The organism is Maricaulis sp. (assembly GCF_030149235.1).
GTDB lineage: Bacteria > Pseudomonadota > Alphaproteobacteria > Caulobacterales > Maricaulaceae > Maricaulis.
This window is the reverse complement of the sequence record NZ_JASBRW010000046.1, coordinates 1-3,042: the sequence shown is the minus strand read 5'-3', so window position 1 is coordinate 3,042 and position 3,042 is coordinate 1. Positions and strand designations below refer to the sequence as shown.

Genomic DNA, 3,042 nt, shown 5'->3' with positions numbered 1-3,042 from the left:
GCGGGTCGCAGCGCTGCGGACGCCGTGTTCAAGATTTAATCAAGGTATTGGGGGATTCTGGCCTCGGGCTTGCAGTGATTCGAGCAAACTACGCAGGACAGATGGACGCGTTATGACCCAGTCGACCCTTTTCTCCGCCGGCACCGGCCCGGCCGTTCGAGCCCGCGAATTTGCGGCCTCGGAAATGTTCGAAAAGCTCTTCAGCGAAGGCATGGAGCTTGTCGAGGAAACCGCCAGCTATCTCGATGGCCCGGGCCGCGCTGACAGCAAGCAGCTCGATCGTGCCGGCGCTCTGTCCTACGCCACCGAGAGCATGAAGCTCACCACCCGGCTGATGCAGGCTGCATCCTGGCTCCTGGCCCAGCGCGCCGTCGCCGAAGGCGAAATGAGCGCGGAAGACGCGACCGACGGCAAATACCGTCTCGGCATGGATCGCCCGACCGATAATCTCTGGCCGGAAGACGAAAGCCCGCCGGCCTATCTCGGCACGCTAGTGGAGCGCTCTCGCTCATTGTATGCCCGCCTCAAGCGGATCGATGACAATCTGTATTCGGACGCAGGTGGTGAGGTCGACGCCAACCCGGTTGCCGATCAGATGGCCATGCTGCGCGGTGCCTTCTCGCAAAGCTAAGCCCGGCGGTTTCAGACATGAAAAAAGCGCGGCCCATTCGGGTCGCGCTTTTTTGTGTCCGCTGGACGTTCGATAAGGCTTAGACGAAGCCTTTGAACTTGTCCTTGAAGCGGGAGACGCGGCCGCCGCGGTCCATCAGCTGCTGGTTACCGCCGGTCCAGGCCGGGTGCGAGGTCGGATCAATATCGAGGTTCAGCGTATCGCCTTCCTTGCCCCAGGTGGACTTGGTCTGGAAGGTCGTGCCGTCAGTCATCACCACGTTGATGATGTGGTACTCGGGATGGATATCGCTTTTCATCGATCCGGCTTTCTTGTCTCCGCCGCGCTACACCGAACCTTAGCCGGGCACGCAGCTCAATAAACTCAGGAGCGGCGCTCATACAGGAAGATGCAAGGCCGGGCAAGCGAAGACGTGAGTCCGGTGTATCAGGGTCCGGACAGATTGCGGGGCGGAGCCCGAGTGTGTATTTTTATACGCATACATGGAGTGCAGCATGAGCGATCACGACTACAGCCAGACCCCGCGCCGTAAACGCGTGAACCTGACCGTCCGGGAGGACGTGATGAAGGAGGCCAAGGATTTGGGGCTGAACGCATCGAAGGCCGCAGAAGCCGGGATTGAGGCCGCCGTGCGCGAGGAAAAGGGACGACGCTGGCTGGAGGAGAATCGCGAGGCCATAAAGGCGCATAACCGCCGTATCGAGCGGGAGGGCACGGTTTTCACGCCCTGGTGGGCAGAGGAAATTTGAGTGGCCCGCTTCGATATCTATGAGACCAATCGCGGCCCCTATCCGCTCGTCATCGATGTCCAAGCCGGCCTCTTGAGCGAGCTGGGCACGCGTGTCGTTATACCACTGGCAAAGCCCGACGGCCGGGCGGACCAGGTCGCGCCGCGCCTTTACCCTGTCATTACAATAGACGGCACTGACTATCTTCTGATGACTTCGGAAGTCGCGACACGGCCGGTCCGCGCCTTCAAGTCCCCCGTCGGAAATATCGAAGCCGAGCATCGCGATACGATCACCGCGGCGATGGATTTCCTGTTTCAAGGGTACTAAGCGCGCAGACTGAAACGTGATTTCAGGCCTTATCGAATGATCACCTTGCACAGGGCCAACACTGCTCCGAGCCCCATTGCAACTAGCGTTGCGACAAACAGACCATCGAAAACGGCCGAGGAGAACGACACCTCCCCCAACCAAGCGTTCAATTGAAGCAGCACAAAACAGAGCAACCAAACACCTGCCAACAGCCTGAAGACACTTCCGCCATTCACAGATTTCAATCGGCGCCCCGGCATGCCCTACCGCGACGTCAGCTTCAGCTCGATCCGGCGGTTCTGGGCATTCGCCGACGCCGTGCGGCCCTCCACCAGCGGGTGGTGCTCGCCAAACCCCGCAGCAACCAGCCGCTCAGACGGAACGCCGAGATCTTCCATCCAGTTGACCACCGAGATCGCCCGGGCGGCCGAGAGGTGCCAGTTGGATGGGTAGGTGGTGCGGATCGGCACAGGGTCGGTATGGCCGTCGATGCGGATGACCCATTCCAGATCATCAGGGATTTCCGTCGTCAGCTGCATGATCGCATCGGCGATCGGGCGCAGGCTTTCACGGCCTTCACTGGACAGCGCGGCCGAGCCCGAGGCGAACAACACGTCGGTCTCGAAGACAAAACGGTCACCGACAATACGCACCCCGGTACGATTGCCGAGAATGGCGCGCAGGCGGCCGAAGAAGTCGGAACGGTAAACGGCCAGCTCGGCAGCGCGCTCGGCCAGGGCCGCATTGAGGCGCTCACCCAGATTGATCACCTGCGCCTCGGCCTCCTCGGCACGCAGCTCGGCGGCATCAAGGGCGGCGTTCAGGGTCGCGATCTGGTCGCGCAGCACCGCCATTTGCTGGTTCAGCAGCAAAAGCGCGCGGCGGCTTTCCTCGGAGAGTTCCTGTTGGGCTTCCAGCTCGGCATTGAGCTCCTGTGTACGGACCTGAGCCATCGCCAGGGCGCCGGTCAGCTGGTCACGCTCGTCTTCCAGACCAGCGATATCGGTCTCCAGGCCCTCAATGCGCAGATTGAGCTCCGCATTCTCGTCACGGGCAATGTTGAGTTCATCAGCCAGGGTCGCCAGCTGGGCATTGAGCGCCGCAAGCTGCTCGTCCCGGCCGGTCAGCGCCTGGCTGAGGGAAACCTGGCTGACGACGAACACGGCAAGCAGGAAGACGATGACCAGCAACAAGGTCGCCAGGGCATCGACGAAACCCGGCCAGTGATCACCGTTATCGGCCTCCTGGAAGCGCGCGAAACGCGGAGCGCTCATGCCCTATTCGCCCCCTTTGTCGCGCGCATTCATGGCCCGGATCAGTACCCGGATCTCGTCCCGCAGCATGCGCGCCGATTCTTCCTGGCTATTGCGG

General features: G+C 61.5%; 5 protein-coding genes. 3 read left to right on the top strand and 2 right to left on the bottom strand.

All coding sequences use genetic code 11. The features are described from left to right. Positions 1–112 precede the first annotated feature (112 nt). Entirely contained in the window at positions 113–631 is a 519-nt protein-coding gene (locus tag Q1V51_RS06930; protein ID WP_300554520.1) for a DUF1465 family protein, read from the top strand. Between the two features lie 79 nt (positions 632–710). On the opposite strand, the gene rpmE is transcribed toward Q1V51_RS06930, so the two are convergent. Then, positions 711–929 carry a 50S ribosomal protein L31 gene (gene rpmE, locus Q1V51_RS06925; protein WP_291894535.1) on the bottom strand — a complete coding sequence of 73 codons (219 nt, stop codon included), beginning with the start codon at positions 927–929 and terminating at the stop codon, positions 711–713. Between the two features lie 196 nt (positions 930–1,125). On the opposite strand from rpmE, the gene Q1V51_RS06920 reads away from it, so the two are divergent. Together Q1V51_RS06920 and Q1V51_RS06915 are read left to right on the top strand one after the other, a co-directional pair. After that, positions 1,126–1,380 carry a type II toxin-antitoxin system CcdA family antitoxin gene (locus Q1V51_RS06920; protein WP_300554506.1) on the top strand — a complete coding sequence of 85 codons (255 nt, stop codon included), beginning with the start codon at positions 1,126–1,128 and terminating at the stop codon, positions 1,378–1,380. Then, positions 1,381–1,689 (top strand): CcdB family protein, encoded by a 309-nt coding sequence (locus tag Q1V51_RS06915; protein ID WP_300554505.1) that lies wholly within the window; start codon positions 1,381–1,383, stop codon positions 1,687–1,689. It begins immediately after the preceding gene. 245 nt (positions 1,690–1,934) lie between these two features. Here Q1V51_RS06915 and Q1V51_RS06910 read toward each other — a convergent pair whose 3' ends face one another. Next, positions 1,935–2,945: a peptidoglycan -binding protein gene (locus Q1V51_RS06910; RefSeq protein ID WP_300528004.1), complete on the bottom strand. Its 1,011-nt coding sequence runs from the start codon at positions 2,943–2,945 to the stop codon at positions 1,935–1,937. Between the last annotated feature and the right edge of the window lie 97 nt (positions 2,946–3,042).

Coding starts and splice junctions, on each gene's coding strand:
- rpmE (WP_291894535.1), bottom strand. CDS start 929: ATGAAAAGCGATATCCATCCCGAGTACCACATCATCAACGTGGTGATG.
- Q1V51_RS06930 (WP_300554520.1), top strand. CDS start 113: ATGACCCAGTCGACCCTTTTCTCCGCCGGCACCGGCCCGGCCGTTCGA.
- Q1V51_RS06920 (WP_300554506.1), top strand. CDS start 1,126: ATGAGCGATCACGACTACAGCCAGACCCCGCGCCGTAAACGCGTGAAC.
- Q1V51_RS06910 (WP_300528004.1), bottom strand. CDS start 2,945: ATGAGCGCTCCGCGTTTCGCGCGCTTCCAGGAGGCCGATAACGGTGAT.